Below are 926 nucleotides of genomic sequence, written 5' to 3' on the forward strand. Positions count from 1 at the left end.
GGTCGGTCAGAGGCTCGGAGTCGTCCACGGAGACCGCCCCACACGTGAGCCACCAGAGCCGCCCCTGGACCTCCGTGGTGGCTAGCGCCTGCGCCACCGCCAGCGCCTCGACCACGCCCGCCCCGGCCAGCGACAGCAGCGAGACCAGCCCGGCGACCGGCTTTCCGGCCTCCACCGCTCCGGCCAGTCGGCGCGTAATCTCGTCCCGGTCCAGCGCGTCCAGCACCACCGGCACCACCTCGGCGCCCCGCTCCGCCAGCCCGGCCAGCAACGGGTGGTCCTCCTGGCCGGGGACCATCAGCACCAGCCAGGAGCCGGTCAGGTTCTCGTTCCCGGTCACGTCCTGGTGCCGCCAGACCACGCGGTAGCGCCAGGAGTCCACCGTCGACCGCTGCTGTGCGGCCCGCCGCCACTGCGCGAGCTTCGGCAGGACCGCGCTGAACGGTTCGTCCGCGCCGACGCCCAGTTCGCCGCCGACCAGGTCGGGGTCGCCGGACTCCACGGCCGCCCAGAATCGCCCGTCGAGAGCTTCGCCGTGCGCGTCCCGGCGGGCCGCGGGCGCCGCCTCGGGCCAGTACCAGGTGTGGTCGAAGGCGTACGTGGGCAGGTCGACGACCCCCGGCCGGGCGCCGGTCTGACCGTGGTACGCAGCCCAGTCGACCGGCACACCCGCCACCCACAACTGCCCCAACGCCGCCGTCACCGCAGCGACCTCCGACTGCTCCCGCCGCGACACCGGAACCCGCCGCACCCCCGCATCCGCGACGATCTCCGCCACCATCGCCGTCAACGTCGCATCCGGACCCACCTCCAGGAAGGTGTCCACGCCCTGTGCCCGCAACGCCACCACACCGTCGGCGAAGCGCACCGGCTGCCGCACATGCCGCACCCAGTACTCCGGATCCACCAGCTCCAGCGGCTCCGCG

1 protein-coding gene is annotated in these 926 nt (G+C 74.1%); it reads right to left on the reverse strand.

Going from position 1 to position 926, the window contains the following annotated elements; translation table 11 throughout:
- Window positions 1-926: hypothetical protein (locus ACPCK6_RS29595; RefSeq protein WP_423482857.1), on the reverse strand; the 926-nt coding region annotated here is incomplete at both ends.

Origin of the sequence: Micromonospora sp. AB353 (assembly GCF_049538395.1) — a bacterium.
Classification (GTDB): domain Bacteria; phylum Actinomycetota; class Actinomycetes; order Mycobacteriales; family Micromonosporaceae; genus Micromonospora; species Micromonospora aurantiaca.